The following is a 26472-nucleotide window of genomic DNA, read 5'->3' on the forward strand; positions in this document are numbered from 1 at the left end:
GGGTCGCGAAGGCATGCCAAGACGGGGTCGCGAAGGCATGCCAAGACGGGCCAATCAAGGCGCGCGACGCCGCATGTGCGTTGGCACATGCAAGGAGTGCAACGCGGAGTGGCACGTCTTGGCATGCCTTCCCTTCGGGTTGCCCGGCCCAGGGGCTGTCTGCGGCGTTGCCCGCGCTTGCAAGGCGCAAGCCTTGCTGCGCACGGGCGCCTTGCATCCAGCCCCTGGGCCGGGCAACGCGATCCCTGGAAATAGGGTGAACACGCCCTAGCGCTCTCGCGCCAATCGGCGGGCGAAGAACGACAGGATCTCGTTGCGCGCGGCGATCGTCGGCTGGCCCGCCTCATCGATCAGGTGGGCGGTCACCACGCTGTGCGGGCTCGCGACCACCTGGGCGAAAAAGGGCGCGAGCGAGTCGCGGTTGGCGGCGCTGTCGGGCAGCACGCGCGCAATGAAGCGATCGCCCAGCGCCTCGGTGTAGGCGGCGAAGCGCTGGCCCGTGCAGAACCGGTCACCCTCGAAGCGGTAGGCCATGACAGTCAGGTCGTCGCGCTCCAGGCGTTGCCGAACCGCGGCGAGTTCGTCGGCGTCGCTTTCGATCCCGGCAGGCTGGTCCAGGGGCAGCGACGGCTGGCACAGGACCGGCGCGAGCACCGAGGCCTCGAGCGTCATCGTGAGCGCGAAGTTGCCGGTGAAGCACATTCCGATCGCGCCGACGCCCGGGCCGCCGCACTGCTGGTGCGCCAGCCTCGCCAGCGCGCGCAGCCACTGGGTCACCGGGCTCGAACGGTCGGCCGCGAAGGCGCGGAACTCCGCACTGACACACGCGCGCCGGACGGTAGCCGTGCCTTCCTCGACTTCCGGCACGGCCCCATCGCGGCCGAACAGCGACGGCATGTAGACGGTGAATCCCGCGTCCCGGACCCAGCGGCTGAAGCGCGCGACATGCGGGCTGATGCCCGGCATCTCGGTCATGACGATCACCGCCGGTCCGGCGCCCGCCACGTGAACCACCTTGGCGACGCCGTCCAGGGTGATCTCGCGCGGCTCGAAGTCGTCGAGCGGATCGTGGATATTCAGATCTCGATTCGGCACAGTGGGACCTTTCTCGGTTGCAGGCTTTCATTGCAACCGGTGGAGCGCTAGAGTGCCAGTGTCCATTTAGTCTCTTATCAGGCGTTTTCTGCCATGCACGACTTCACTGTCCTGGTTCTGCCCGGGGCCTACGGCACCGGCGTCGCGGTGACGCTCGATATCCTGAATGCCGCGGCCGCCCTCGCGCCTCGGGTCAGGATGCCACGGCCGACATGGCGCGTGCTGTCGCCGGAGGGCGCGGGCGTCCCGCTGAGCAGCGGCCTGCAAGTGGCGACCGCTGCGCTGCCCGGCCGCGCGCGGGCCGATGCCTCGACCTGGATCATTCCCGGCCTGGGCGTGGACAAGCCCTCCGAACTGGCCGGCCGCCTGGCGCGCGACGAGGCCGCGCGCGCGATCGACGCAGTCAGACGGCACGGCGCACAGGGCGGCGCGGTGGCCGCGTCGTGTTCGGCCGTGTTCCTGCTCCAGGCGGCAGGCTTGCTGCGCGAACGGCGGGTCACGACGTCCTGGTGGCTCGCGCCCGAACTGCGGCGCATCGAGCCCCGGTGCATCGTGGACGCCGATCGCATGGTGTGCGCCGATGGGCCGGTGGTCACCGCCGGCGCCGCGTTGGCCCAATCGGACCTGATGCTCCACCTGTTGCGCACGCGCTTCGGCACCGCGCTCGCCGATGCCGTCGGCAAGGTGCTCTTGATCGACGGGCGGCAGGCGCAGGCGCCGTTCGCCGTGCCGTCGTTGATGTCCAACGGCAACGAACTGGTCGCACGCCTGACGCAGCGCATCGAGTCGGCCCTGCCCAAGCCGCCCAGCGTGGCGGCGCTGGCCGAGGAATTCGCCATGTCGCAGCGGACGCTGGCGCGGCATGTGCACGCCGCCACGGGCCAGAGTGCGCTGGCGCTCGTACAACGCGTGCGGCTCAACCGGGCACGCATGCTGATCGAGTCGAGCCGGATGACGATCGAGCAGGTCGCCGCGCAGGTCGGCTACGAGGATGCGACGGCGTTGCGGCGGCTCATGCGCCGGGCGGCCGGCGCCACGCCGAGCAAGTTTCGCTCGGGTTGGCAAACGGCCTGACGCCGGGCGCGGCCTTCGAGTCCGCCGCGTAAGATTCGCACTGCCATTGCCGCCATCGCCCGACCTTTTGGAGCTACCGAAAAAATGAGCCATTTCGAGGCCGCCATCCACCGCGACTTCGGCGTGATCGCCGATCTGATTCGCATCCATGCGCAGCAGGCCCCCGAGCGGCCCGCACTGGCCGATGCCGCGCGCGAACTGAGCTACGGCGGGCTCGATGCCCTGATGGACCGCATCGCGGCCAGCTTGCAGCGCGACGGCCTCGGTGCCGGCGACGCGATCGCGATCTGCGCGGCGTCGAGCGTCCGTTACGCGGCCGTGTTTCTCGGTGCCCTGCGCGCCGGCATCGCGGTCGCTCCGCTGGCGCCCGGCTCCACGCCCGCCAGCCTGGCGCGGATGATCGAGGACGCCGAGGCGCGTGTGCTGTTCGTCGACGAAGCCTCCGCGGCCGTGATCGGGCCGGCGGCCGAGGGCGCCATCCCGCGCATCGCGCTCGATGGCTCGGTGGCCGGCGGTGACTTCGAGACCTGGCTGGCTGCGGCCGGCGCCAGGCCGGCCGCGGTCGAACCGCAGCCGGCCTGGCCCTTCAACATCATCTATTCGTCCGGCACCACGGGTGAGCCCAAGGGCATCGTGCAGGGCCACGGCATGCGCTGGGCCCACGTGCAGCGCGGTGCCACCTACGAGTACGGGCCCGACACGGTCACGCTGCTGTCGACGCCGCTCTACTCCAACACCACGCTGGTCGTGTTCTTCCCGACGCTCGCTTTCGGCGGTTGCGTGGTGCTGATGCCGAAGTTCGACGCCGCCGCCTACCTGAAGCTGGCCCAGGATCGCCGCGTGACCCACACCATGCTGGTGCCGGTGCAGTACCAGCGCCTGATGGCACGGCCCGATTTCGATGCCCACGATCTCGCGAGCTTCAAGTACAAGTTCAGCACCAGTGCGCCTTTCAACGCCGCGCTCAAGGCCGACGTGCTCAAGCGCTGGCCCGGCGGCCTGATCGAGTTCTACGGCATGACCGAAGGCGGCGGCACCTGCATCCTCGAAGCCCATCTGCATCCGGACAAGCTGCACACCGTGGGGCGGCCGGCCGAAGGCAGCGACATCCGGCTGATCGACGAGCAAGGCCGCGAAGTCGCACGCGGCGAGGACGGCGAAGTGGTCGGGCATTCGGCCGGCATGATGGTCGGCTACCACCGCCAACCGGCGAAGACGCGCGAGGCCGAGTGGTTCGACCCCACCGGCAAGCGCTTCATCCGCACCGGCGACGTCGGCCGCTTCGACGACGAGGGCTTCCTGACGCTGTTCGACCGCAAGAAGGACATGATCATCAGCGGCGGCTTCAACATCTATCCGAGCGACCTCGAGGCCGTGGTGCGCGCCCATCCGTCGGTGGCCGACGTGGCGGTGGTCGGCGTACCCTCCGAGCAATGGGGCGAGACACCGGTGGCCTTCGTGGTGCGCCGCGGCGGCGACGGCACGACGGCCGAGGCGCTGCTGCAATGGACCAACGACCAGCTCGGCAAGACCCAGCGCCTGGCCCGCCTGCAGTTCATCGACGAGCTTCCGCGCAGCGCGATCGGCAAGGTGCTCAAGCGGGAGCTGCGTGAGCACCTTGCCCGCTGACGCCGGCCCGGACGCTGCCGCGCACGGCGGCGGCAATGGCCTGCTGTGGGTGCTGGTGGCCGCCGCCGTCCTCTTCGCGCTGATCCGCCCGCGCGCACCGATGGACTACCTCCGGCTGGTCGACTGGCAGACGCTCGGCGCGCTGGCCGGTCTGCTGGCGATCACCCAGGGCGTCGAGCGCAGCGGCATGCTGCAGGCCGCCGCGGCGCGGCTGCTGGCGCGCACCACGGACCTGCGCAACCTGGTCCTGCTGCTGGCCGCCAGCGCCGCCGTGCTGTCGGCGCTGGTGACCAACGACGTCAGCCTGTTCCTGCTGGTGCCGCTCACGCGCGTGCTGGCGACCCAGGCGCACCTGCCGCTGGCGCGGCTGGTGGTGATCGAGGCGCTGGCGGTCAATGCCGGCTCCGCGCTGACGCCGATCGGCAACCCGCAGAACCTGTTCCTCTGGCATCGCTCGGGCGAGAGCTTCATCGGCTTCGTGACGATGATGGCGCCGACCGTGGCGGTGATGCTGTTCTGGCTGTTCGCCGCGATCTGGTTCATGGTGCCGCGAGTCCCGATCGCGCTCAAGCCCTCCGGAGAAGCGGCGCCGGTGCAACCTCGGCTGCTGGCGCTGTCGGGCCTGCTGTTCGTCGGCTTCGTGATCGCGCTCGACCGCCATTGGCTGCTGGCCGGCCTCGGCATGGTGTTCGGCGCCTTCCTGCTGCTGCGCCCGCGCGTGCTGCTGGGCATCGACTGGGCCCTGCTCGCGATCATCGCGCTGATGTTCGTCGACCTGCGCCAGCTGGCCGAGCTGCCCGTGGCCGCGACGCTGCTCGGCCAGCTGCCGATCGGCGAAGGGTGGCGCGCCTACCTGGCGGCGATCTTCACCTCGCAGTTCATCAGCAACGTGCCCGCCACGATCTTGCTCGACCCCTTCGTGCACGACCTGCCGGCACTGGCCGCGGGCGTGAGCGTGGGCGGCTTCGGCTGCGTGCTGGGCTCGCTGGCCAACCTGATCGCGCTGCGGCTGGCGAAACTGCCGAACGGCCTGCGCGAATTCCATCGCCTGAGCATCCCCTTCCTGCTGGTCTGCGGCGCCTCGGCGCTGCTGCTGAGGCTGGGGTGACGGGCCCCGCCGACCGGCTGCTGCTCGAGGCCTGACGCCCCGTCCGCTTAAGCTCGGCGGCATGTCTCCGACGCTCAACGCCCTCGCCGCCATCACCCTCTGGGCCACCCTGGCCTCGCTGGGCACCTCGCTCTCGCATCTGCCGCCCTTCCTGCTGACCGGGCTGGCGCTCATCATCGGCAGCGTGCCGAGCTGGCCGCTGGCGTTGCGCGATCGCCGCGCGTGGGCGGTTCCGTTGCGAACGCTGGCGCTGGGCGTCTATGGGCTGTTCGGCTTCCACTTCCTGCTCTTCATCGCGCTGCGCCATGCGCCGCCGGTCGAGGCCAACCTGGTCAACTACCTCTGGCCGCTGTTCATGGTGGTGCTGGCACCGTGGCTGCTGCCCGGCATGTCGCTGCGGCCGCTGCACGTGGTGGCGGCGCTGCTGGGCTTCACGGGCGCGGCGATCGCGATCCTCGGGGCGCGCGGCGACGCCTCGAGCGCCGCGGGCGGCAGCTACTGGGGCTTCCTGCCGGCGCTGGGCTCGGCCTTCATCTGGGCCAGCTACTCGCTGTGGACCCGGCGCGTGGCCGCCTTTCCGACCAGCGCGATCGGCTTGTTCGGGCTGGTCTCGGGGGCGCTGTCGCTGCTGTGCCACGCGCTGCTGGAACCCTCGGCCGCGCTGTCGCCGCGCGACTGGCTGCTGGTCGCGCTGTGCGGCCTGGGCCCGCTGGGCGCGGCCTTCTTCTTCTGGGACCTGGCGCTGAAACGCGGCGACGCGCGGCAGATCGGCATCCTGAGCTACATCACGCCGCTGGCGTCGACCGCGCTGCTGCTGCTCGTCACCGGGCGAGCGCTGAGCTGGAGCATCGCGCTGGCCGCGGTGCTGATCATCAGCGCCGCGGTGATGGGCACGCGGGCGCGATGAGAGGACCGCTCAGTCGGAGACCTTGAGCACCAGCTTGCCGAAGTTCTCGCCGGTGAAGAGGCGCGTGAGCGCCTCGGGGAAGGTGTCGATGCCCTCGACCACGTCCTCGCGGCTCTTCATGCGGCCGTCCTTGAGGTAGCCCGACAGCTCGGCGATCGCCACCGGATAGCGGTCTGCGTAGTCGAACACCACGATGCCCTGCATGCGGGCGCGGTTCACCAGCAGGCTCAGGTAGTTCTTCGGGCCCTGCACCGGCGTCGTGTTGTTGTACTGGCTGATCGCGCCGCAGATGATGATGCGGGCGCCGCGCGCCAGCTTCGCCAGCACCGTGTCGAGAATCTCGCCGCCGACGTTGTCGAAGTAGATGTCCACGCCCTTGGGGCAATGGGCCTTCAGGCCCTCGCGCACCGCCGAGGGGCCGGCCTTGTAGTCGATGCAGGCGTCGAAGCCCAGTTCCTTCACCACCCAGTCGCACTTGGCCTGGCCGCCGGCGATGCCGACCACCCGGCAGCCCTTGATCTTCGCGAGCTGGCCGACGGTCTGGCCGACTGCGCCGGCCGCACCGGAAACCACCACGGTCTCGCCCGGCTTCGGCTGCCCGACGTCCATCAGGCCGAAGTAGCCGGTCATGCCGGGCATGCCCAGCACGTTGAGCCACTGGCCGATCGAGCCGGCACGCAGGTCGATCTTCACGAGGCCGTTGCGCTTGATCTCCTCTTGCGGGATCAATGCGTACGTCTGCACGCCGAGCGTGCCGTAGACCGTGTCGCCGACTGCGAAGCCCGGGTTGCGCGACGCCACCACGCGCCCGACGCCGCCGGCGCGCATCACGGCCCCGATCTCGACGGGCGCGATGTAGCTCTTGCCCTCGTTCATCCAGCCGCGCATGGCGGGGTCGAGCGAGAGCGACAGGGTCTGGACCAGGACGCCGCCTTCGGCTGGTTCCGCGACCGGCTCGGTGGTGAACTGCCAGTTGTCGCGCGTGGCCGCGCCTTCGGGCCGTTTGGCGAGGCGGACCTGGCGATTGCTGAGGGTGCTGCTCATGCGCGTGTCTCCTTGGGGTGTCTGATGCCGGGGCATCGTAGCCCCGGCCTGCGCCGCGGCCGGTAGCCAAGGAGACAAGGCACGCCGCTCAGAAGGGATAGTGACGCGGCGTGGCCTGGACCGTGATCCAGCGCAGTTCGGTGAAGGCCTCGACGCCCGCCTTGCCGCCGAAGCGCCCGTAGCGCCGAACTCGTTGTCGTTGGCCGTGGCGATCGCCTCCGCCCGAGTTGGCGAAGGCGCCAAAGGCGGCCGCGTTCACCACGGCATCCATCGAAAGGAAGCGGCACGCCTGCGCGCTGTGCCCGCTGCGCACAAAGCACTTGTCGCAGCGTGCATGCCGCTAGTGGTTAACCCGCAAGCTGCGGGCACCGCGGCGGGCCGGAAAATGGACGGAGTTTTCCAGCCAAGCCCCTATGACCGTGTCCATGGTTCCGTCGACCGATGAAGTCCCGCCGCGCGTGGAGGCCAATCGCCACCGGGTGTTGCGCACGCCGCAGATGGCGCGCGGCAGCTTGGTCGCCTACCTCAAGATCGTGGCGCCGTGGCAGGGTTCGGCCGAGGTCGCCCAGTGCGGTCGCGAGGCGGCGGTGCGCGCCGGCGGCAGCCCGAGCGATTTCAGGCGACAGGCTGCGCGCAGGGCGTAGCGCGTGACCCCGCCGCCCGCGCATCGCGCCATCCGCGCCGCCGACTGGGTCGCCGGCCTCTCCATTGCCGGCCTGCTGTTGCCCGAGGCGGTGGCCTATGCGGGCATTGCGGGCTTGCCGCCCCAATCGGGCGTGATCGCGCTCCTGGCTGGCCTGATCGTCTATGGCCTGCTGGGAAGCAGCCGCTTCGCGATCGTCTCGGCCACCTCTTCCTCGGCCGCCGTGCTGCTGGCAGCCACCAGCGCCGCCGGCGGCCACGGCACCGCGCTGCAACTGGCGCTCGGCGCCGGGATCGTGCTGCTGACCGGCGTCTTCTTCCTGATCGCGGCGGCGGCCCGGCTCGGCGCCGTGTCGAACCTGATCGCCAAGCCGGTGCTGCGCGGCTTCGCCCTCGGCCTGGCGCTGACCATCGTTGCCAAGCAGATGCCCAAGGTCGTCGACGTCCACCCGGCGCATGGCGACTTCCTGCGCCTGTCGTGGGAGCTGTTCGCCAGCGTCGGCCGATGGAATTTCGCCGGCCTGGCGATGGCCGGCGTCGGCGTCGCCCTGCTGCACGCCCTGGGGCGCTGGCGCGCGGTGCCGGCAGCGCTGCTGGTGATCGCGGCGGGCATCGCGTTGGACGTGGCCGGCTTCTGCCAGCAATGGCACATCGCCGCGGTGGGGCCGATCGAGTTCGGGCTCTCGCTACCCGGCGTGCCGGAACTGTCGCGCGACCAATGGCTGCGCCTGGGCGAGTTGGCCTTCGCGATGGCGCTGATCCTCTACGCGGAATCCTGCGGAGCGATCCGCACCTTCGCGCTGCGGCACGGCGACGAGGTGTCGGCCAACCGCGACCTGTTCGCCCTCGGCGCCGCCAATCTGGCCTCGGGGCTGTTCCAGGGGATGCCGGTCGGGGCCGGCTATTCGGCCACCTCGGCCAACGAGGCCGCTGGCGCGCAGAGCCGTGCGGCCGGCTTGATCGCCTGCGCCGTGGTCCTGCTCGCGGCCATCACGCTGCTGCCGTGGATCATGCACATACCGGAGCCCTTGCTCGCCGCGATCGTGATCCACGCTGTCGGCCACATGCTGGATCCCCGCAGCCTGCGGCCCTACTTCGCCTGGCGGCGCGACCGGCTGGTCGCCCTGGTCGCGTTCGGCGCCGTGCTGCTGCTCGGCGTGCTGGACGGGCTGCTGGCCGCCATCGGCGTCAGCCTGGTTCTGCTGCTGCGGGGCATGTCGGGCGCCCAGGTAAGCTGGCTCGGCCGGCTCGCGCAGGGCCACGACTACGTGGACACCGCGCGCCATCCTGAAGCCCGGGTGCCCGCCGGCATGCTGATCGCGCGGCCCGAAATGCCGTTGTTCTTCGGCAATGCCGATGCGGTGTTCGCCACGATCAGGGCCCGCGTGGAGGCGGCCCGGCCGCTCGGCCACGTGGTGCTCAGCCTCGAGGAGTCGGCCGACCTCGACGGCACCAGCATCGAGGCGCTCTGCGACTTTGCCGCCTCCGTTCGCCGGTGCGGCGCGCAGCTGGTGCTCGCGCGTGTCAAGGACACGCTGCGCGATCTGCTCGACCAGGTGCGCAACCCCGATCTGCCGCCCGCCTTGTACGCCGCCTGGAGCGTGGACGACGCGGTCGAGCAGGCGCGGGCATCCGCCTCAAGTCAGTAGGGCGGTGACCGCGAGCCCGGGCGCCGCGTTGCGCACGGCGAGCGTGCCGCCATGCGCCTCGGCCACCAGCCGGCACAGGTACATGCCGAGCCCGACGCCCCCGGTCGCGCGCTGGCGCGCACTGTCGGTGCGGTAGAAGGGCTCGGTCAGGCGCTCCAGTTGCGCCGCGTCGACGCCCGGGCCGAAATCGCGCACTTCCAGTTCGATGCCCTGCCCGGCCTTGCGCAGGGTCACGCGCGGGGGTTGCGCGCCTTCGGCGCCGTGGCGCAACGCGTTGTCGAGCAGGTTGCGCACCAGGAGGCGGACGCGCGAACGGTCCAGCGAGAGCACCGGCAGATCCGCCGGGCTCTCCGTCGCGATGTCGTGCCCGCCGGAAAGCTCGTTCGCCACTTCGCGCACCAGGGCCGCGAGATCGACCGGCTCGCGATGCAGCGCCACATGCGGGCTGGCGAGCCGCTCGCTTTCGAGCAGGTCGCTGATGAGGTCACGCATCTCGGCCAGGTCGCGCAGGAGCGCGGCGCGCTCGACCGCGCCCTCGGGCGTCGCCGGCAGCAGTTCGGCATTGAGGCGCGCCCGCGTGAGGGGCGAGCGCAGTTCGTGGCTGAGCGCCAGCAGCAGCGCACGCTTGGCGTCGAGCATGCCCTGGATGTCGTTCGCCATGGTGTTGATGCGCTGCGCGAGGTCGCCCAGTTCGTCGCGCCGGCGCAGCGGAATCGGCACTTCGAAGGCGCCGCGCCCGAAACGCTCGGCGCCGGCGCGGATGTCGTCGAGGGGCCGCAACAGCCGCCGCACGTACGCGTAGGCCAGGACGATCAGGCCCAGCAGCAGCGCGAGCGTGATCCAGCCGATGCCCTGCGGTTCGCGCTCCCAGGGCAGCGTGCCGACCCCGAAGCTGATGCGGTGGCCGTCGGCGGTCATGCGATTGAGCCATTCGCCGCGCTGGCCGAAGCCGTGCCGGTGGCGGTCGGCGTGCGAATCCCAGTTCACGACCGGGCCCTCGATGCGGATCGAGATCGGCAGCCGAGTGACCAGCGCCTGGGCACGCGCCGCATCGGGCGGCGTGCCGAGTTCGGCGACGATGCGATCCATGTAGTCGGCGACCAGGGGTCGGGCGGCATCGCGCCAACCGGTCGAGAAGGCCCGCTGCATGCCGCCCAGGAACACCGCCGTCATCGCCAGCCCGAGCAGCACGAACACGATGATCAGGCGCACGCGCAGCGAATGCCGCCAGCGATGCCGCCAGTGGCTCTGACCGCTGCGCTGCGGCCTCATGTCGTGCTCTTGCCGACGGCGAGCGCGTAGCCCGCGTTGCGCAGCGTCTTGATGCAGTCCAGCGGCTCGAGTTTCTTGCGCAACCGGCTCACGACGATGTCGACCGCGCGCGTGTAGAGCTCGGCCTCGTGGCCGCGCAGGCGATTCAGGATGTCGTCCCGGCTCCAGACCTTGCCCGGCTGGTCCGCCAGCAGGGCCAGCAGCTCGAACTCCGTGCCGGTGAGGTCCACGCGCTCGCCGTGGCGCAGGACCTCGCGCCGGTCGAGGTCGATCGACAGGCCCTCGAACTCCCGGCGCTGCGCCGGCGGCGCCGCCGGCACCGCGCGCTGGCGGCGCAGGATGGTCTGCACCCGGGCCACCAGCTCGCGCGGCTCGAAGGGCTTGGGCAGGTAGTCGTCGGCGCCGAGCTCGAGCCCGACCACGCGGTCCATCACGTCGCCGCGCGCGGTCAGCATCACGATCGGGATGTCGCTCTCCTTGCGGATCTCGCGGCACAGCGCGAAGCCGTCCATCTCGGGCAGCATCACGTCCAGGATCGCGGCGTCGTAGGGCTGGGCGCGCAGCCTGGCCAGGCCTTCGCTCGGCCGGCTCGCGCTGTCCAGCACGAAGTCGAAGCGCGCGAAGTAGCTCGCCAGCGGCGCCCCGAGGTGCTCGTCGTCGTCGATCAGCAGGATGCGGGGCATGCGGCGATTGTGCATTCGGGCGACACCGGAAGCCGATCCCTCACCAGGGGTCGGCACGGCCGATGCGGCCCAGGTGGGTGACGCCGAAGCCGTCGGCATGGTGAAGCCCGAAGCCCAGCATCCGGTCGAAGCCGATGTGGGCGCACCAGACCAGGCCCACGGCCAGCGCCACCGGCTGCTCGCCCAGCACGCCGGCGACGAGCACGGCGAACGGTCCGAGGTAGGAATGCGCGGCGTTGTACGCCGCCGCGCCGGCCCGCGGCCCGGCCAGGAAGCCGAGCAGCGAGAGGTCGGGGGCGAGGAACAACAAGGCAAAGGCGCCCCAACCCGCGCCGAGCTGGGCATAGCCCAGCAGCGCCGCAGCCAGCATGGCCAGCCCTTCGAGCCGCAGCATCGTGCGCACGCCGCCGGGCAGGGACGTCATCCCCGGCCCCACCGGCGGCCGCCGCGGTCCATGAAGTCACGCACCTTCTGCTGCTGCGCCGGGTTCAGGTTGTCGAAGAAGTCGGCCGCCGCGGCAATCACTTCGGGGCTGCCCGCCTGCACCGCGGCCGTCTTGTCGTCGACCAGCTTCTTCGCGCGCTCCTGGTCGAGCTTCGCGCCGGCGAACAGGCTGCGGAACTCGGCCCGCGGATCGCCGCCGCCGCGCAGCGCGGCCCGCTGCGCCTGCAGCTTCTCGGTCAGCACGGTGAGCTTCTGCTTCTGCGCGGCATCGAGATCGAGCTTGCTGCCCACGCGCTCGACCATGCGGGCGCGGAACTCGGCCCGATCCTGCTCCGAGCCGCTCCAGCCATGCCGATGGCCGGAGCAGCCGGCCAGGCTGCCGGCCACGAGCGCGGCGCCGGCGAGTCCGAAAAGAGAACGTTTGAACCAGGGTTTCATGGGAGTCTTCCTTCAGCAAGGATCGAATTGATCCGGAGACTCGATGCTCGGTGGAGCACCTGCCGAAGTCCTTTCGCCGCGGTTTCGGCGTGTTTCGTTTTATTGCTGGACGGTGGCCCGCACTTCGTGCGGGTCGCGGCCTACCGCACCAGCGCGGCGGCGGGATTCTCCAGCTCGAGCACCTCGCGTGCCCAGGCCTCGAGCTTGCTGGTGTCGGCCCGGATCACCTCCTGCTTGACCGCAAGGATCTGCGACGGATGCATCGAGAAGCTGCGCAGCCCCAGGCCCAGCAGCAGCCGGGTGAACATCACGTCGCCGGCCATCTCGCCGCAGACGCTGACGCCCTTGCCCTGTCGCCGGCACTCGGCAATGGTGTCGGCCACCAGCCGCAGCACGGCCGGATGGGCCGGATCGTAGAGGTGCGCCACCGATTCGTCGGCGCGGTCGATCGCCAGCGTGTACTGGATCAGGTCGTTGGTGCCGATCGACAGGAAGTCGAAGTGCTTCAGGAAGGTCTTGAGGGTCAGCGCGGCGGCCGGGATCTCGATCATCGCTCCGAGCTTCACATTGCCATGCACCGCACCGCGGTTGTCCAGCTCGGCGCGCGCGAAGTCGATCAGCGAGAGCGTCTGGCGGATCTCGCTGACGTGCGCCAGCATCGGGATCAGCAGATGGATCTCGCCATGCGCCGCGGCCCGCAGGATGGCGCGCAGCTGCGTCAGGAACATCGCCGGGTCGGCCAGGCTCCAGCGGATCGCGCGCAGGCCCAGGGCCGGATTCAGGTGCGAATCCTCCCGCCCCGACTTGCCGTCCAACTGCTTGTCGGCGCCGACGTCGATGGTCCGGATCGTGACCGGCATGCCCTTCATGCCCTCGACCGCGCGCCGATAGGCCTGGTACTGCTCTTCCTCGTCCGGCAGCCGCGTGAGGTTGTGCGATTCGCGCCCCATGAAGAGGAACTCGCTGCGGAACAGCCCGACGCCGACCGCCCCGGCCTTGACCGCGCCGACCGTGTCCTCGGGCATCTCGATGTTGGCCAGCAGCTCGACCCGCTGGCCGTCCAGCGTCACGGCCGGCTTGTGGCGCAGCCGGGACAGCCGGCCGCGCTCGAGGTCGCCCTGGCGCTGCTTGAAGCCGTATTCGGCCAGGATGATCGGCGACGGGTCGACGATCATCACGCCGGCATCGCCGTCGATGATGACCCAGTCGTCCTGGCGCACCAGCTGGCTGGCGCTGCGGGCGCCGACCACGGCCGGGATGTCCATGCTGCGCGCGATGATCGCGGTGTGCGAGGTGCGGCCGCCGACATCGGTCACGAAGCCCGCGAACACGCTCTTCTTGAACTGCAGCATATCGGCCGGCGACAGGTCGTGCGCGATCAGCACCAGGGGCGCATCGAAGGCGTCGCCGGCGAACAGGTCGTGGTGGTCGTCTTCGTCGGCGGTGCGCTTGCGGCGCGGCGGCGACGGCGCCAGCACCGCGGCCGTGCCCTTCATCCGGTGCAGCAGCCGCTCGACCACCTGCTCGAGGTCGGCCTTGCGCTCGCGCAGGTATTCGTCCTCCATCTCGTCGAACTGGCGCGCCACCACCTCGAGCTGGGTGGTCAGCGCCCATTCGGCGTTGTAGAGCCGCTCGACGATCCAGTGCTTGACGCCGCCCGTGAGCACCTCGTCCTGCAGCAGCATCTGGTGCACCTCGAGCAGCGCCGCGAGTTCGTGCGGCGCGTCGTTGGGCCCCATCAGCGCGACGCTGGCCTGCAGCTTCTGCAGTTCCTCGGCCACCGCATTGCGCGCCATGCGCACCCGGTCGATCTCGGTCTCGATCTGCTCCGGCTTGATGAAGTAGTGCGCGACGTCGATGCGGCTCGAGACCACCAGCACCGCGCGCCCGATGGCGATGCCACGGGCAACCGGCAGACCGTGGACAACAAAAGTCATGCGCGCGTCGCTACAGGAAGAGCCAGCGCGAAGCGCGAGCTCCGTTGGTGAAACACCGCGGAACCGGCTTCGCCGGGCCGCTGGTGTTGCCCCCGGTGAGGGGGTGGGCGGCTACACGCAGTGAGCCAACCTGGGGGAGAGCCATTTATTCCCCCTCGCCGAACTTGTCGTTCATGAGCGCGACGATCGCATCGAGCGCTTCCTGCTCGCGCTCGCCGATGGTCTCGATCTCCACCGTGACGCCGAGGCCCGCGGCCAGCATCATGACGCCCATGATGCTCTTGGCATTGACGCGGCGATCGCCGCGCGCGAGCCAGACCTCGCACGGGAAGCTTCCCGCGAGCTTGGTGAGTTTGGCCGAGGCGCGTGCATGCAGCCCCAGCTTATTGCTGATGGTCACGGATGTCTTGGTCACTGTGCTTTCTTCTTGCCTGATTCTGCGGCGCTGCCACGGCCACCTGCATCACGCCGGCCGTCCCGCCGGTGAGCGCACGCTGCACCAGCGTGTCGAGCGGCTCGTTGCGATAGCTCACCGCGCGCAGCAGCATCGGCAGGTTGACGCCCGCCACCAGCCGCGAGCGGACGCCGTCGACCAGCTTCTGCGCCACGTTGCAGGGCGTGGCGCCGAAGACGTCGGCCAACACCAGCACCTGCGAACGCGGGGTGAGCTGCAGTTGGGCCAGCATGATGCGGGCGGCAGCGAGGGTTTCGTCCGGCGACACGTTGGGCAGCACGTCGAGCGCGGCGATCGACGCCTCGCTGTCGGGAAAGACATGCAGCGCGCACTGGCGCAGCGCTTGCGCAAGCGGCGAGTGGGCGATGATGAGGATGCTGTTCATGCGGATCGGCGGGCGGCCTGTCGATTATGCGGGGGCGCCCGCAGGATGTAGAAGGAAGACAACACGCGAGCATCCCACAATGCGACCGGGCGGCGACGGGCTCACGGAATGTGCAGGCCCTCGAAGAAGGTGGGGAGTGCGTCGGTCGAGGAAGGCTTGCCGAGCACGGTCGCCTGGTAAAGCGAGACCCCCTCCGGGTGCAGTTGCGCAAACCACAACACATGCAGGGCCGGGGCCTGCGTGCCGGCACCGGCGTCCTGCGTATCGAGCCGCACCGGCGCGGGCGAGTTCGCCGCCCGCAGCAGGGCGGCCGCGGTTTCGGTGGCCGGAACACCGGCGATCTGGCCGCGCGTCGCCGCGCGCCAGGCCCGCATCCAGCCTTCGGCCTGCGCCGGGCTGCCGGCGACCGCGTGGGCGACCGCGAAGGTGGCGCCGCCCGCCTCGCAGCCCGCCATGTCCACCGCGACCGCCTCGACGCCCAATGGGAGCGAGCGTGTCGCGCGGTCGGGCTTGCACGGCAGCAGTGCGACGACGCCGTCGTTCCCGATCGGCACTTCGCGCCAGTTGAAGGTCGGGCTGCAGCCGGCGAGCGCGCTGGCGGCAATCCACGCAAGCGCGGCGAGGCGGGGACGGGGCGGTAAGGGCATCGGGAGCCCGATTATCGAGCGAGCGCGATCGGAACTAAAATCCCCGGGCCCGCTCCATCCGTCTTCCATGAAAAAAGTCGTCTATACCGCCGCTGTCGCGATCGCCCTGGCCGCCGGCGTCGGCGTGTACCTGGGCACCGGGGTATCGGCGGCGCCGGCATCGACCTTCGTGCTGCTCGACGGCAGCAAGAAGAGCACCGAAGACCTCAAGGGCAAGGTTACGCTGGTCAACTTCTGGGCCACCAGCTGCGTCACCTGCGTCGCCGAGATGCCCAAGGTGATCGCCACCTACGACAAGTACCGGGCGCGCGGCTACGACACGCTGGCCGTCGCCATGAGCTACGACCCGCCGAGCTACGTGGTCAACTTCGCCGAGACCCGCAAGCTGCCGTTCAAGGTGGCGATCGACAACACCGGCGCCGTGGCCAAGGCCTGGGGCGACGTGCAATTGACCCCGACCACCTACGTGGTCAACAAGCGCGGCGAGATCGTGAAGCGCTACGTCGGCGAACCCGACTTCGCCGAACTGCACAAGCTGATCGAGAAACTGCTCGCCGAAGCCTAGCCCTTCGGCCGGCGCAGCCCGGCCCGTCGGTGAAACACCGCGGATCTGGCTTTGCCAGGCCGCTGGTGTTGCCCCCGGTAGGGGGTGGGCGCCCGGACACGAAGTGCCGGGCAACCTGGGGGCGAGCTACTTATTTCTGAAGGTGTCGTGGCAGGTCTTGCAGGTGTCCCCCGCTGCGCCGACCGCGGCTTTCAGCGCATCGAGATTGCCGGCCTTGGCGCCGAGCACGAGCTTGTCGGTGTCCGCCATCAGCCGCTCGCTGAGCTCCTTGAACTTGGCCTGCTCCTTCCAGATCTCCGGCTTGGCCTTGCCGCCTTCGGTGCCAGGCCCGAAGCCGCTCCACGGCAGCCTCGATATCTGGGCGACCACTTCGGCGTTGGCGACCGCAGCCGCCGCGTCGTAGGGCACGCGCCCACTGGCCATTCCGGCCAGGCGGCCGAAATTCTGGCTCTGGATGAACATGGCGCTCTGGCGGTACTTGATGGCATCCTCGGTCTTGGCGAACTGGGCGGCGGCCGGAACCGCGAGCGCAAAAGAAGCGGCCGCAAGGGCGAGCAAGGCAGGACTTTTCATGCGTGGTTCTTTCTTGTTCAAATGGCGGGCGATGCCGCGCGGGCCAGTTTAGGGACTTGCCGCCACCTGCGACTAGAGGTAACCCGCAGGACGCGCGGCCCCGGAAGTTTGCTAATCTGCGGATCCTGCTCCTGCGACCGCCGCCACCGATGACCGCTTCCTTCCAGTCCCACACGCACCGCGCGGGGCTGGATGTCGCCCCCTCGCAGCACACGCGCATCTGGGACCTCCCGACGCGCGTGTTCCACTGGTTGCTGGCGGCCGCCGTGATCGCCCAGATCGCGACCGGACTCGGCGGCGCCATGGAATGGCATTTCCGGATCGGCTATGCGCTGCTGGCACTGCTGCTGTTTCGAGGGGTGTGGGGCTTCGTGGGCGGGCGCTGGTCGCGCTTCGCGAGCTTTCTCTATTCGCCTGGCTCGGTGGCCGACTACCTGCGCGGGCGCGCCCATCCCGATCATCTGATCGGCCATTCGCCGCTGGGCGCCCTGTCGGTGTTCGCCCTGCTCGGCCTGCTGGCGATCCAGGTCGCGACCGGCCTGGTGGCCGACGACGAGATCTCGGCCTCCGGACCGCTCGCCCGCTTCGCCTCCAGTGGCATCGTCACCGCCGCCACGCACTGGCACACGGTGCAGGGCAAGTGGATCGTGATCACGCTGGTCAGCCTGCACGTGCTGGCCGTTCTCTTCTATGTCGTGGTCCGTCGGCAACGGCTGGTGCGGCCGATGATCACGGGCGACAAGCGGCTGGTCGACGGCGCCGCGGCGCCGAGCCGCGACGATGCCGCCTCGCGGCTGCTGGCCATGGCGGTGTTTGCAGCCTGTGCCGCCTTCGCGACCTGGATCGCGTCGTTGCGCGTATGAGCCATTCGCTGTCACGTCCGCTGCCACTGGCAGATGCGCCGAACATCGTCATGGTCACGCCCGACGAGGCGCACGAGTTCGAGGCGGTGCGCGCGATCTTCCGCGACTATGCCGACTCGCTGGACATCGACCTCGGATTCCAGGGCTTCGACCAGGAACTGGCCAGCCTGCCGGGCGACTACGCGGAGCCGCGCGGTGCCCTGTTGCTGGCGCTGGTCGACATCACCGAGGTCACGACCCCGGTCGCCGCCGAGCCGCTGCCGCGCGCCCAGGGCCGGCTCGCGCATGTCGCGGGCTGCTGTGCGCTGCGCCCCCTGGACACGGCCGACTATCCCAATGCGGCCGAGATGAAGCGCCTCTACGTGCGGCCGCAGTTCCGAGGGCTCGGGTTGGGCCGGCAACTGGCCGAGGCCATCCTGGATGCCGCCCGCGGCGCCGGCTATGCCTGCGTGCTGCTGGACACGCTGGACGACATGGAATCAGCGCGGGCCCTCTACGAGGACCTGGGCTTCGCGGAAGTGCCGCCCTACTATCACAACCCCATCGCGGGGTCGCACTACCTGAAGGCCGATCTCTAGCCCTTGGCTTGTGCCAGCAGGGTGTCGGCGTCGCTGACCTCGAACTTGCCCGGGCCCTCGACATTGAGGGTCGCGACCTTGCCGTCCTTCACGAGCATCGAGTAGCGGTTGCTGCGCACACCCATGCCGCGCGAAGTCAGGTCGAGCGTGAGGCCGGTGGCGTTGGCGAAGGCGGCGCTGCCGTCGGCCAGCATGCGAACCTTGGTGCCGGTGTTCTGGTCGCGCGCCCAGGCGCCCATGACGAAGGCATCGTTGACGCTCACGCACCAGATCTCGTCGACGCCGGCGGCCTTGAAGTCGTCGTAGTGCTGCACATAGCCGGGCACGTGCTTGGCCGAGCAGGTCGGCGTGAAGGCGCCGGGCAGCGCGAACAGCGCGATGGTCTTGCCCGCGGCCGCCTTGGTGACGTCGACCGCATTCGGTCCGATGCTGCAGCCCTCGCCTTCCACCTCGGAATATTCCTGCAGGGTCGCGGGAGGAAGGGTGTCGCCGACTTTGATCATGTGATGTGCTCCAGAAAAAGAAAAACGGCCCACATTGTGGGCCGCTTTCGGTTTGGCTGCTTTGCCGGGAATCAGACCAGAGCGGCCTTTTGCACCAGGCGGGTCACAACCCAGTTCTTCGACTTCGAGATCGGCCGGCTTTCGGTGATCTCGATGGTGTCGCCCAGCTTGTACTCGCCATTTTCGTCATGGGCGTGGTACTTGCTGGTCTTGGCCACGATCTTGCCGTAGAGCTCGTGCTTGACACGACGCTCGACCAGCACGGTCACGGTCTTCTGGCGCTTGTCGCTGACCACCTTGCCGATCAAGGTGCGCTTGAGGGACTTTTTAACTTCCGTCATGTTCACTCCTTACTTGGCGGCTTGGGTTTCTTGCTGCTTCTGCGCAAGAATGGTCTTGGCGCGCGCGATGTCGCGGCGCGTCACGCGCAGCGTCGAGGTGTTCGACAGCTGTTGCGTGGCCTTCTGCATGCGCAGGCCGAAATGGGCCTTCTGCAGGTCCTTGATTTCGGTTTGCAGGCCGGCGACGTCCTTGTCGCGCAGCGCTGCTGCCTTCGAAGTCTTGGCCGGAGCCGCGACTTCCTTCTTCTTACGTGTTGCCATGGTGTTCTCCTCGATCAGGCGCCGAGCTGGCGTGCGACGAAAGTCGTGCGCAGCGGCAGTTTGGCAGCGGCCAGACGGAACGCCTCGCGGGCGAGCTCTTCGGGAACGCCGACGATCTCGTAGATCACCTTGCCAGGCTGGATTTCAGCGACGTAGTACTCGGGGTTGCCCTTGCCGTTACCCATCCGCACTTCAGCGGGCTTGTGGGAGATCGGCTTGTCGGGAAACACACGAATCCAGATGCGGCCACCGCGCTTGACGTGACGCGAGATCGCGCGACGTGCGGCTTCGATCTGGCGGGCCGTCAGGCGGCCGCGGTCGATCGACTTCAGGCCGAAGTCACCGAACGACACTGCGTTGCCGCGCGTCGCGATGCCGGTGTTGCGGCCCTTTTGTTCCTTGCGGAACTTTCTGCGTGCAGGTTGCAGCATTTTTGTTACTCCGTAGTTCTAAGACCGATCACTCGGTCTTGGCACCGTCAGCTGCTGCAGCTGGCGCGGCTTTGCGTACGCGCTTAACGGCGGGTTTCGAGTCTGCACCCGGTGCAGCCGGAGCTCCACCAGTGGCTTCTGCGGGCTTGTCGCTGCCATCGGCCGGAGCGACGTTGCCGCCGATCGGGCCACGGGCACCGGCGCGCGGGCCAGGACCGCGACGGTCCGAACCCGGACGGTCGCCACCCGGGCGGCCATCGCGACGCGGGCCGCGGGGGCGGCGCTCGTCTTCAGGACGCGGCGTTTCGACGGCCGGCAGGTCGTTGCGACCCAGCGTGTCGCCCTTGTAGACCCAGACCTTGACGCCGATGACGCCGTAGGTGGTCTTGGCTTCCGAGGTGCCGTAGTCGATGTCGGCGCGCAGCGTGTGAAGCGGCACGCGACCTTCGCGGTACCACTCGCAACGGGCGATTTCGATGCCGTTCAGGCGACCCGACGACATGATCTTGATGCCCTGGGCACCCAGACGCATGGCGTTCTGCATCGCACGCTTCATGGCGCGGCGGAACATGATCCGCTTTTCGAGCTGCTGCGTGATGCTGTCGGCGATCAGCTTGGCATCGATTTCGGGCTTGCGCACTTCTTCGATGTTGACCGCGACCGGCACGCCGAGCTGGCGACCGAGTTCACGCTTGAGGTTCTCGATGTCTTCGCCCTTCTTGCCGATCACGACGCCCGGACGTGCCGAGTAGATCGTGATGCGGGCGTTCTTGGCGGGACGCTCGATCAGCACGCGCGAAACGGATGCGTTCTTGAGCTTCTTCTTCAGGTACTCGCGCACCTTGATGTCTTCGGCCAGCATGCCGGCGAAGTCTTTGTTGCTTGCGTACCAGCGGCTGGACCAGTTACGGCTGACCGCGAGGCGGAAGCCGGTAGGGTGGATTTTCTGTCCCATAGTTCTTCCAGCCTTAATTGCCAACCGTCACGTACACATGGCACGTGGGCTTGCTGATGCGATTTCCCCGACCCTTGGCGCGCGCGGTGAAGCGCTTGAGCGTGGCGCCTTGCTCGACGTAGATGGTCTTGACCTTCAGCTCGTCGATGTCGGCACCGTCGTTGTGCTCGGCGTTGGCGATGGCCGACTCGAGCACCTTCTTGATGATCACAGCGGCCTTCTTCTGCGTGAACTGCAGAACGTTGAGCGCTTGATCGACCTTCTTGCCGCGGATCAAGTCAGCGACCAGACGGCCCTTGTCGACCGAAAGGCGGACGCCGCGGAGGACTGCACGTGTTTCAGACATGGTCGTTCCTTACTTCTTCTGGACTTTCTTGTCCGCGGGGTGCCCCTTGAACGTGCGCGTGAGCGCAAATTCGCCGAGCTTGTGGCCGACCATCTGGTCGGTGATGTACACGGGCACGTGCTGCTTGCCGTTGTGCACGGCAATGGTCAGGCCGATGAACTCGGGCAGGACCATCGAGCGACGCGACCAGGTCTTGATCGGCTTCTTGTCCTTGGTCGTCACGGCCTTGTCGGCCTTGGCCACGAGGTGGTGGTCGACGAACGGACCCTTTTTGAGAGAGCGAGTCATGTGCTAACCCTTACTTCTTGCGACGCGACACGATGAAGACTTGCGTGCGCTTGTTGTTACGGGTGCGATAACCCTTGGTCAGATTGCCCCATGGGTCGACAGGATGACGGCCTTCGCCGGTCTTGCCTTCGCCGCCACCGTGCGGGTGGTCGACCGGGTTCATCACCACGCCGCGAACGGTCGGGCGGATACCCATCCAGCGCTTCACACCGGCCTTGCCGAGCTGGCGCAGGCTGTGTTCTTCGTTGGCGACTTCACCGATGGTGGCGCGGCACTCGACGTGCACGCGGCGCACTTCACCCGAGCGCATGCGGACCTGGGCGTAGACGCCTTCGCGGGCCAGCAGCGTTGCGGACGTACCAGCCGAGCGAGCGATCTGCGCGCCCTTGCCGGGTTGCAGTTCGATGCAGTGGATGGTCGAGCCGACGGGGATGTTGCGGATCGGCAGCGTGTTGCCGGCGCGGATCGGGGCTTCCGAACCGCTCAGCAGCGTGGCGCCGGCTTCAAGACCGCGCGGGGCGATGATGTAGCGGCGTTCGCCGTCGGCGTAGCACACGAGCGCGATGTGGGCGGTGCGGTTCGGGTCGTACTCGATGCGTTCGACCTTGGCCGGGATGCCGTCCTTGTTGCGCACGAAGTCCACCACGCGGTAGTGGTGCTTGTGGCCACCACCCTTGTGACGGGTCGTGATGTGACCGTTGTTGTTGCGGCCGGCCTTCTGGAATTGCGGTTCCAGCAGGGGGGCGTGAGGAGCACCCTTGTACAGGTGGTCCCGCGAGATCTTCACCGCGCCGCGTTGGCCCGGCGAAGTGGGTTTCATCTTGATGACGGCCATGATTAAGCGCCTTCCCCGACGAGGTTGAGCTCTTGACCAGCCTTCAGCGTGACATAGGCCTTGCGAACGTTGTCGCGACGACCCATCGACTTGCCGAAGCGCTTGGACTTGCCCTTGGTATTGAGCACCGACACGCCCTTGACTTCGACCTTGAACATCAGTTCAACAGCGGCCTTGATCTCTGGCTTGGTGGCGTCCTGCAGCACCTTGAAGGTGACGGCATTGGACTTCTCGCCGACCATCGTGGCCTTTTCGGACACGACCGGGGCGACCAGCACGTTCATCAGGCGACCTTCGTCGAACTGACGCTGCTTGGGAGTAGGGTTCATGCGGCTCATGCGAACATCTCCTTGAGCTTGTCGACAGCACCCTTGGTGACCAGCACCTTCTTGTAGTGGACCAGCGACACCGGATCGGCGTAGCGCGGTTCGACCACGAGCACGTTGACCAGGTTGCGCGAGGCCAGGTACAGGTTCTCGTCGACTTCTTCGGCGATCACGAGCACGGACTCGAGATTCATCGCCTTGAACTTGGCGGCCAGCGCCTTGGTCTTGGGCGAGTCGACCTTGATCGAATCGACCACGGCCAGACGGCCTTCGCGAGCGAGCTGCGAGAAGATCGACGCCATGCCGGCGCGGTACATCTTCTTGTTGATCTTCTGCGAGAAGTTTTCGTCAGGCATGTTCGGGAAAATCCGGCCACCCCCGCGCCACAGCGGCGAGGACGTCATACCGGCACGGGCGCGGCCCGTTCCCTTTTGCTTGAAAGGCTTCTTGGTCGAGTGCTTGACCTGTTCGCGGTCCTTCTGGGCGCGCGTGCCTTGGCGGGCGTTGGCCTGGAATGCGACGACGATCTGGTGGACCAGGTCTTCGTTGTAGTCACGGCCGAACACGGTCTCGGGGGCGTCGTACTTCGACGCGGCCTGGCCTTGTTCGTTCAGGAGTTCGAGTTCCATTACTTGGCTCCTTCAACGGCTTGCGGCTTGGCCTTGACGGCCGGACGCACGGTGACGAAGCCACCCTTCGAGCCGGGGATCGCGCCCTTGATCAGGAGCAGTTGACGTGCTTCGTCGATGCGGATCACGTCGAGGTTCTGGGTCGTCACGGTGACGTCGCCGAGGTGGCCCGTCATGCGCTTGCCGGGGAACACGCGACCGGGATCCTGCGCCATACCAATGGAGCCGGGCACGTTGTGCGAACGGCTGTTGCCGTGCGACGCGCGCTGCGAGCTCATGTTGTGGCGCTTGATCGTGCCGGCGTAGCCCTTGCCGATCGAGGTGCCTTGCACGTCGACCTTCTGGCCGACCGCGAACACGCTGGCTGCGGCGATGACGCCACCGGCCTTGTGCTGACCGGCCGTATCGGCGGTCACGCGGAATTCCTGGATGATTTCGCCAGCTTCGACACCCGCCTTGGCGAGGTGACCGGCGGCCGGCTTGGTCACGCGCGATGCCTTGCGCGAACCGAACGTCACTTGCAGTGCGACGTAGCCATCGTTCTCTTGGGTTTTGATCTGGGTCACGCGGTTGTTGGACACATCCACCACCGTGACAGGAACTGCGTCCCCGTCATCGGTGAAGAGACGCATCATCCCCACCTTGCGGCCCAGCAACCCGAGGGAGTTGCTCAGACTCATTTGTTTTCTCCAAAAATGGAAGTCCTCTTCCGCCGCTGCCACTTCAATTGGCGACAGCGTTTGGCCACTAGCGGATCAGCTGGCTTTACGAAAGAAGGTTGATAAAACTCCGCTCAACGCGCATCAGAAGACGCAAGTTAGGCAGAGCCGAAGATTATAGCCCGCAAAGCCCGGCGGAGGCAAGTGGCGGGGCGGCCAAGGCGCAGAGGGCCTATTTCACCTTCATCGGCAGGATCTTCTCGCCGCCCGCACCCTGCTTGAGGGTGTCGCCGCCGGGCATCGCGGAAGCGGGCTTTTCGACCCCCACGGGCACCGACGTCACGCTGGTGGTACCGGACTGGGTCGTGAAGACGTGCAGATAGCCGATGCCCGTCGCCGGGGGCACCACGTCCACCGTCCAGGTCGTGGCCTGACCCGCCGCGAGGCTGCGCTGGGTCTCGGAACCCGCGAGCGACAGGCCGCCGTCGGTGGCGAGCCGCACCGTGGCGCCCGCCGGATCGGCGACGCCGGCAAAGCTCAGCAGCACCGACACCGGGCGGCCGGCCTGGGGCGCGCCGTCGACGCGGTATTGCACCTCGATGCCGGAGCCGTTGGCCTTCATCGGCGCCGTCGTCATCGGCGCGCCGGCGCCCTGGACCACCAGGGGCGCGGCGAGCGCCAGGACGCTCACCAGGGCGGCCGCGAGTCTCACTGGATGGTGACGTTGAAGCATGTGTTTGCCGAGGAATTGTTGAAGTCGTTGATCACCAGAACGTTGTCGCCGGCCGGCAGGCTGACCGTGGCAGTCTCGCTGGAGCCGAAACCCATGCCCACGGCGATCAGGCGGCCGCCGTAGACCGCGAAATCCGGATCGGCCGACGCCGGGCCGGACACCGTGATCGTGCGGTTGCCTGCGCCCGGCATCGTGAATCGGAGGTAGACGAAGCTGCCGAGCTTGTTGCTAGCGCCCGCCGCGTTGGTCACGCAGGCCGTGGGCGTGACCGGCCGGTACATCGGGAGCGAGAACGCGGCCACGTCCGTGCCGCCGCTGTTCGTTTCGTTGCCGCCGAACGGGTCGTTGGGGGCCGCGCTGATCTGCTCGCCGTTCAGCAGGCCGCTCAGCACCGACGCGCTGGCCGGCGCGACGGCGTTGAAGGCCGCAGTGAACGGGTGAATGGACGTCACGGCCACGCCGTTCTTGAACGCAGCGCTGGTCAGCGCGTCGTTGATGGGGCCGAAGCCGACCTGGCTGTTCAGGCGCCACAGGATCGAGTGGATGGAAGCCTCGCGGTACCAGCCAGGGCTGGTCGTCCCGCTCGAGGTGAGGTCGATGTTGGCACCCTGCCCCTGCGACGGCCCCACCGAGTCCGTGTAGTTGCTGCGCGCCAGCGCGATTCCCGACCAGGCGTTGCCCCAGCCCTCGGAGAACGCCACGCGCCGGTCCAGCCGGTCCGTCATCGTGTGGCGGCCGCCCGGCGAATCGTCGCGGCTGAACGCAGACTGGTAGTAGTGGCCCCATTCATGGGCGACCACCGAGCCGTCGTACTCGTCGGTGTCGACGTTTTCCTTGCCCAGCACGTAGATGGCGCGCCCGGCGTTGGTCATGCTGAAAGAGGTCGTTCCGATCTGCCCGAGCGCAGGATTGCCGCTGGCCGGGACGTTGTTGACGCTCCAGAGGACGCGCAGCGCCGGAAAGACCGTTGCGGGCGCCGCCGAGAGCATCTTGGCCTGCGCGGCGTAGATGGTGTCGAGCACCGCGAACGGCGCCGCGGCCCGAGTGCCGGCGTAGCGGGTGCCGTCCCAGCCCGACGGCGCCAGGATGTCGCGCGTGCTGGCCGCGACTCCGGTGGAGAACGAAGGCGTCTCGAGTGCGTAGAGGGCATCGGACTGGGTGTTGTCGCGCACCGTGACATCCCAGTTCGCACCGCTGCCGGTTTGCACCAGCTGCGCCTTGACCCGCACCTGAACCGGGGTGCTCGACGGCAACGACACCGAGTACGCGCCGTTGGCGTCGGTGGTCGTGGTCGCCAGGATCGCTGCGGAGGCGCTGCTGACGATCTCGACGCTGGCGCCCCGGATCGGCTTCGGAGCGGCGGCCGCATAGACCAGCGCGCCGCTGTCGTTGGGAATCGACTCGTAGGTCGCGGTGCCGCTCAGCGTGACCGTACTGGCGCCCGGAAGGCCGGCGGCCGCCGGCAGTGCGGCGAAGCCGCCGCCGCCTCCACCACCTCCGCCGCAGGCCGCGAGCACCACCACGCTCGCCAACGCCACGCTTCGCCAGACCCACTTCAGCTGCATTCGACACCTCTCTGAGAAATTACTTCGCTTCTGATGAGCGCTTTCTGCGCAAGTTGCAGATTTTTCACAGAATGCCACAGAGAAGCCAGAATAAACAAAGCCCGCCTACATTTCTGTAGGCGGGCTCCGCAAAAAGAGCAACAGCAGGTATTTACTGCAGCTTGATCTCGACGTCGACGCCGGCCGGCAGGTCGAGCTTCATCAGCGCGTCCACGGTCTTGTCGGTCGGGTCGACGATGTCCATCAGGCGCTGGTGGGTGCGGATCTCGAACTGGTCGCGGCTGGTCTTGTTGACGTGCGGCGAGCGCAGGATGTCGAAACGCTTCATGCGGGTCGGCAGGGGCACCGGGCCCTTGACGATCGCGCCGGTGCGCTTGGCGGTGTCCACGATTTCAGCGGCCGACTGGTCGATCAGCTTGTAGTCGAACGCCTTCAGGCGGATGCGGATTTTTTGCTTGGTAGCCATGGTGATTCCTTCGCTGCTTCGAATCAGATGTCGAGGATCTTCGCCACGACGCCCGAGCCCACGGTGCGGCCGCCTTCACGGATGGCGAAGCGCAGGCCTTCTTCCATCGCGATCGGGTTGATCAGCTTGACCGTGATCGACACGTTG

Annotated in this window: 35 protein-coding genes and 1 pseudogene; 9 read left to right on the forward strand and 27 right to left on the reverse strand. The window is 68.2% G+C overall.

Annotated features, from left to right (window positions below; translation table 11 throughout):
- Positions 1 to 267 precede the first annotated feature (267 nt).
- Positions 268 to 1095, reverse strand: coding sequence for a dienelactone hydrolase family protein (locus tag AB4Z46_RS33075; protein ID WP_442287796.1), 828 nt, complete (start codon positions 1093 to 1095; stop codon positions 268 to 270).
- Between the two features lie 93 nt (positions 1096 to 1188).
- Here AB4Z46_RS33075 and AB4Z46_RS33080 point away from each other — a divergent pair, with 93 nt between their 5' ends.
- From AB4Z46_RS33080 to AB4Z46_RS33095, 4 genes are all read left to right on the forward strand, one after another.
- Positions 1189 to 2169, forward strand: coding sequence for a GlxA family transcriptional regulator (locus AB4Z46_RS33080; protein ID WP_442287797.1), 981 nt, complete (start codon positions 1189 to 1191; stop codon positions 2167 to 2169).
- A gap of 84 nt (positions 2170 to 2253) precedes the next feature.
- Positions 2254 to 3798 carry a class I adenylate-forming enzyme family protein gene (locus tag AB4Z46_RS33085; protein WP_442287798.1) on the forward strand — a complete coding sequence of 515 codons (1545 nt, stop codon included), beginning with the start codon at positions 2254 to 2256 and terminating at the stop codon, positions 3796 to 3798.
- Positions 3779 to 4906, forward strand: a complete 1128-nt coding sequence (locus AB4Z46_RS33090) for an SLC13 family permease (RefSeq protein WP_442287799.1) — start codon at positions 3779 to 3781, stop codon at positions 4904 to 4906. The genes AB4Z46_RS33085 and AB4Z46_RS33090 overlap by 20 nt, the downstream gene beginning before the upstream one ends.
- A gap of 61 nt (positions 4907 to 4967) precedes the next feature.
- Positions 4968 to 5813, forward strand: coding sequence for a DMT family transporter (locus AB4Z46_RS33095; protein WP_442287800.1), 846 nt, complete (start codon positions 4968 to 4970; stop codon positions 5811 to 5813).
- 9 nt (positions 5814 to 5822) lie between these two features.
- Here AB4Z46_RS33095 and AB4Z46_RS33100 read toward each other — a convergent pair whose 3' ends face one another.
- Positions 5823 to 6857 carry an NADP-dependent oxidoreductase gene (locus AB4Z46_RS33100; protein WP_442287801.1) on the reverse strand — a complete coding sequence of 345 codons (1035 nt, stop codon included), beginning with the start codon at positions 6855 to 6857 and terminating at the stop codon, positions 5823 to 5825.
- Positions 6858 to 6945: 88 nt separating this feature from the next.
- A complete protein-coding gene (locus tag AB4Z46_RS33105) occupies positions 6946 to 7116 on the reverse strand; it encodes a hypothetical protein (RefSeq protein WP_442287823.1) in 171 nt (56 codons plus the stop codon).
- Positions 7117 to 7276: 160 nt separating this feature from the next.
- Between AB4Z46_RS33105 and AB4Z46_RS33110 the strand changes: the two genes are divergently transcribed.
- Both AB4Z46_RS33110 and AB4Z46_RS33115 read left to right on the forward strand, forming a co-directional pair.
- Complete coding sequence (locus AB4Z46_RS33110; protein WP_442287802.1) at positions 7277 to 7501, forward strand: hypothetical protein; 225 nt, start codon at positions 7277 to 7279, stop codon at positions 7499 to 7501.
- Between the two features lie 3 nt (positions 7502 to 7504).
- Positions 7505 to 9148 (forward strand): SulP family inorganic anion transporter, encoded by a 1644-nt coding sequence (locus AB4Z46_RS33115; RefSeq protein ID WP_442287803.1) that lies wholly within the window; start codon positions 7505 to 7507, stop codon positions 9146 to 9148.
- Here the strand turns inward: AB4Z46_RS33115 and AB4Z46_RS33120 are convergent.
- From AB4Z46_RS33120 to AB4Z46_RS33155, 8 genes are all read right to left on the reverse strand, one after another.
- Positions 9137 to 10420 (reverse strand): ATP-binding protein, encoded by a 1284-nt coding sequence (locus AB4Z46_RS33120; protein WP_442287804.1) that lies wholly within the window; start codon positions 10418 to 10420, stop codon positions 9137 to 9139. The two genes, AB4Z46_RS33115 and AB4Z46_RS33120, sit on opposite strands and share 12 nt — an antisense overlap.
- The gene (locus tag AB4Z46_RS33125; protein WP_442287805.1) at positions 10417 to 11103 is read right to left on the reverse strand and encodes a response regulator transcription factor; all 687 of its coding nucleotides are present in this window, start codon (positions 11101 to 11103) and stop codon (positions 10417 to 10419) included. The genes AB4Z46_RS33120 and AB4Z46_RS33125 overlap by 4 nt, the downstream gene beginning before the upstream one ends.
- A gap of 40 nt (positions 11104 to 11143) precedes the next feature.
- Complete coding sequence (locus AB4Z46_RS33130; RefSeq protein WP_442287806.1) at positions 11144 to 11527, reverse strand: DUF4260 family protein; 384 nt, start codon at positions 11525 to 11527, stop codon at positions 11144 to 11146.
- Positions 11524 to 11985 carry a Spy/CpxP family protein refolding chaperone gene (locus tag AB4Z46_RS33135; RefSeq protein ID WP_442287807.1) on the reverse strand — a complete coding sequence of 154 codons (462 nt, stop codon included), beginning with the start codon at positions 11983 to 11985 and terminating at the stop codon, positions 11524 to 11526. The genes AB4Z46_RS33130 and AB4Z46_RS33135 overlap by 4 nt, the downstream gene beginning before the upstream one ends.
- 140 nt (positions 11986 to 12125) lie before the next feature.
- Positions 12126 to 13922, reverse strand: a complete 1797-nt coding sequence (gene ptsP / locus AB4Z46_RS33140; RefSeq protein ID WP_442287808.1) for a phosphoenolpyruvate--protein phosphotransferase — start codon at positions 13920 to 13922, stop codon at positions 12126 to 12128.
- Positions 13923 to 14067: 145 nt separating this feature from the next.
- Positions 14068 to 14337, reverse strand: a complete 270-nt coding sequence (locus AB4Z46_RS33145) for an HPr family phosphocarrier protein (RefSeq protein ID WP_442287809.1) — start codon at positions 14335 to 14337, stop codon at positions 14068 to 14070.
- Complete coding sequence (locus tag AB4Z46_RS33150) at positions 14306 to 14761, reverse strand: PTS sugar transporter subunit IIA (RefSeq protein ID WP_442287810.1); 456 nt, start codon at positions 14759 to 14761, stop codon at positions 14306 to 14308. The genes AB4Z46_RS33145 and AB4Z46_RS33150 overlap by 32 nt, the downstream gene beginning before the upstream one ends.
- A gap of 101 nt (positions 14762 to 14862) precedes the next feature.
- Positions 14863 to 15408 carry a hypothetical protein gene (locus tag AB4Z46_RS33155; RefSeq protein WP_442287811.1) on the reverse strand — a complete coding sequence of 182 codons (546 nt, stop codon included), beginning with the start codon at positions 15406 to 15408 and terminating at the stop codon, positions 14863 to 14865.
- A 67-nt stretch (positions 15409 to 15475) separates the two neighbouring features.
- On the opposite strand from AB4Z46_RS33155, the gene AB4Z46_RS33160 reads away from it, so the two are divergent.
- Positions 15476 to 15973: a TlpA family protein disulfide reductase gene (locus tag AB4Z46_RS33160; RefSeq protein ID WP_442287812.1), complete on the forward strand. Its 498-nt coding sequence runs from the start codon at positions 15476 to 15478 to the stop codon at positions 15971 to 15973.
- Between the two features lie 126 nt (positions 15974 to 16099).
- On the opposite strand, the gene AB4Z46_RS33165 is transcribed toward AB4Z46_RS33160, so the two are convergent.
- Positions 16100 to 16546: a c-type cytochrome gene (locus tag AB4Z46_RS33165; protein ID WP_442287813.1), complete on the reverse strand. Its 447-nt coding sequence runs from the start codon at positions 16544 to 16546 to the stop codon at positions 16100 to 16102.
- Positions 16547 to 16695: 149 nt separating this feature from the next.
- Between AB4Z46_RS33165 and AB4Z46_RS33170 the strand changes: the two genes are divergently transcribed.
- Together AB4Z46_RS33170 and AB4Z46_RS33175 are read left to right on the forward strand one after the other, a co-directional pair.
- Entirely contained in the window at positions 16696 to 17409 is a 714-nt protein-coding gene (locus AB4Z46_RS33170; RefSeq protein WP_442287814.1) for a cytochrome b/b6 domain-containing protein, read from the forward strand.
- Entirely contained in the window at positions 17406 to 17987 is a 582-nt protein-coding gene (locus AB4Z46_RS33175; RefSeq protein ID WP_442287815.1) for a GNAT family N-acetyltransferase, read from the forward strand. Before AB4Z46_RS33170 ends, AB4Z46_RS33175 begins: the two co-directional genes overlap by 4 nt.
- On the opposite strand, the gene AB4Z46_RS33180 is transcribed toward AB4Z46_RS33175, so the two are convergent.
- From AB4Z46_RS33180 to tuf, 15 genes and pseudogenes are all read right to left on the reverse strand, one after another.
- Positions 17984 to 18490 carry a peroxiredoxin gene (locus AB4Z46_RS33180; RefSeq protein WP_442287816.1) on the reverse strand — a complete coding sequence of 169 codons (507 nt, stop codon included), beginning with the start codon at positions 18488 to 18490 and terminating at the stop codon, positions 17984 to 17986. The genes AB4Z46_RS33175 and AB4Z46_RS33180 overlap by 4 nt on opposite strands.
- Positions 18491 to 18561: 71 nt before the next feature.
- The gene (rpsQ, locus tag AB4Z46_RS33185; protein WP_442287817.1) at positions 18562 to 18831 is read right to left on the reverse strand and encodes a 30S ribosomal protein S17; all 270 of its coding nucleotides are present in this window, start codon (positions 18829 to 18831) and stop codon (positions 18562 to 18564) included.
- Positions 18832 to 18840: 9 nt separating this feature from the next.
- On the reverse strand, positions 18841 to 19092 hold the full coding sequence (gene rpmC, locus AB4Z46_RS33190) for a 50S ribosomal protein L29 (RefSeq protein WP_442287818.1): 252 nt from the start codon (positions 19090 to 19092) through the stop codon (positions 18841 to 18843).
- Between the two features lie 14 nt (positions 19093 to 19106).
- On the reverse strand, positions 19107 to 19523 hold the full coding sequence (gene rplP / locus AB4Z46_RS33195) for a 50S ribosomal protein L16 (protein ID WP_028250943.1): 417 nt from the start codon (positions 19521 to 19523) through the stop codon (positions 19107 to 19109).
- A gap of 28 nt (positions 19524 to 19551) precedes the next feature.
- Positions 19552 to 20478 (reverse strand): 30S ribosomal protein S3, encoded by a 927-nt coding sequence (rpsC, locus tag AB4Z46_RS33200; protein ID WP_442287819.1) that lies wholly within the window; start codon positions 20476 to 20478, stop codon positions 19552 to 19554.
- Positions 20479 to 20491: 13 nt separating this feature from the next.
- Positions 20492 to 20824 carry a 50S ribosomal protein L22 gene (rplV, locus tag AB4Z46_RS33205; protein ID WP_007838134.1) on the reverse strand — a complete coding sequence of 111 codons (333 nt, stop codon included), beginning with the start codon at positions 20822 to 20824 and terminating at the stop codon, positions 20492 to 20494.
- Positions 20825 to 20833: 9 nt separating this feature from the next.
- Complete coding sequence (rpsS, locus tag AB4Z46_RS33210) at positions 20834 to 21112, reverse strand: 30S ribosomal protein S19 (protein ID WP_007838132.1); 279 nt, start codon at positions 21110 to 21112, stop codon at positions 20834 to 20836.
- A gap of 10 nt (positions 21113 to 21122) precedes the next feature.
- Positions 21123 to 21947 carry a 50S ribosomal protein L2 gene (rplB, locus tag AB4Z46_RS33215; RefSeq protein ID WP_286370947.1) on the reverse strand — a complete coding sequence of 275 codons (825 nt, stop codon included), beginning with the start codon at positions 21945 to 21947 and terminating at the stop codon, positions 21123 to 21125.
- 2 nt (positions 21948 to 21949) lie between these two features.
- The gene (gene rplW, locus AB4Z46_RS33220; RefSeq protein ID WP_286371177.1) at positions 21950 to 22276 is read right to left on the reverse strand and encodes a 50S ribosomal protein L23; all 327 of its coding nucleotides are present in this window, start codon (positions 22274 to 22276) and stop codon (positions 21950 to 21952) included.
- 5 nt (positions 22277 to 22281) lie between these two features.
- A complete protein-coding gene (gene rplD, locus AB4Z46_RS33225) occupies positions 22282 to 22902 on the reverse strand; it encodes a 50S ribosomal protein L4 (RefSeq protein ID WP_286569495.1) in 621 nt (206 codons plus the stop codon).
- A complete protein-coding gene (rplC, locus tag AB4Z46_RS33230) occupies positions 22902 to 23582 on the reverse strand; it encodes a 50S ribosomal protein L3 (RefSeq protein ID WP_442287820.1) in 681 nt (226 codons plus the stop codon). The genes rplD and rplC overlap by 1 nt, the downstream gene beginning before the upstream one ends.
- A gap of 211 nt (positions 23583 to 23793) precedes the next feature.
- Entirely contained in the window at positions 23794 to 24273 is a 480-nt protein-coding gene (locus tag AB4Z46_RS33235) for a hypothetical protein (protein WP_442287821.1), read from the reverse strand.
- Positions 24270 to 25859, reverse strand: a complete 1590-nt coding sequence (locus AB4Z46_RS33240; protein WP_442287822.1) for a hypothetical protein — start codon at positions 25857 to 25859, stop codon at positions 24270 to 24272. Before AB4Z46_RS33240 ends, AB4Z46_RS33235 begins: the two co-directional genes overlap by 4 nt.
- A gap of 151 nt (positions 25860 to 26010) precedes the next feature.
- Entirely contained in the window at positions 26011 to 26325 is a 315-nt protein-coding gene (gene rpsJ / locus AB4Z46_RS33245) for a 30S ribosomal protein S10 (protein ID WP_028250951.1), read from the reverse strand.
- 23 nt (positions 26326 to 26348) lie between these two features.
- Positions 26349 to 26472: pseudogene (gene tuf / locus AB4Z46_RS33250) on the reverse strand (elongation factor Tu); the annotation flags it as partial.

It is taken from the genome of Variovorax sp. M-6 (genome assembly GCF_052114385.1).
Taxonomy (GTDB): Bacteria; Pseudomonadota; Gammaproteobacteria; order Burkholderiales; family Burkholderiaceae_C; genus Variovorax.